The sequence below is a fragment of the Jeotgalibacillus marinus genome (assembly GCF_040801915.1).
Taxonomy (GTDB): domain Bacteria; phylum Bacillota; class Bacilli; order Bacillales; family Jeotgalibacillaceae; genus Jeotgalibacillus; species Jeotgalibacillus marinus.
The window spans coordinates 1-553 of sequence record NZ_JBFMIA010000080.1; the positions used below are offsets into that span (position 1 = coordinate 1).

The window sequence follows — 553 nt, forward strand, 5'->3', positions numbered from 1 at the left end:
TGTAATACTGCTTCCCACAATTAAAATAGATTCCGTGTTATCATCTACTGTTTTTTCTATAGCACTAACATCTAGACTTATAGAATCGGCTTTTTGATCAATGCTTGAAGCGTATTCTTCCAGGTCTTCCATTTCGTCAAGCATATCAGCTAGATCACTTTTAACCATCGTGAACTCACCGTCTACAAAGTTCAATCCTGCTTTTTTCGCAAGTTCTTCTTGGATTTCCTCTTCAGTCTCTCGAATTTCTTCATCTGTATATTTTTCAGCTGTTTCTTGAATAGCCTCTAGAGCTTCTTCTTTCATTTTGTCGATTCCGATCGTGTCACCAGCTAAAATATCAGCTTCTTTAGACAATTCACGTAGCTCTTCTGCGATTTCTTCACCAAACAGAATGTCATCACTGATGATTCTTGCTGTTGTGTCACTTTCTTCACTACTGAATGGTCCTTCTTTACCGTGAGTATTCACAGCTCTCACACGGAAATACCATTGCTGGTTGACATCTGCGTTGTAAGAACAAATACTTGTTTTTCCACGAAAAACTAAATTG

1 pseudogene is annotated in these 553 nt (G+C 38.0%); it reads right to left on the reverse strand.

What is annotated here, in order from left to right:
* Positions 1 to 553: pseudogene (locus tag AB1471_RS17040) on the reverse strand (hypothetical protein); the annotation flags it as partial.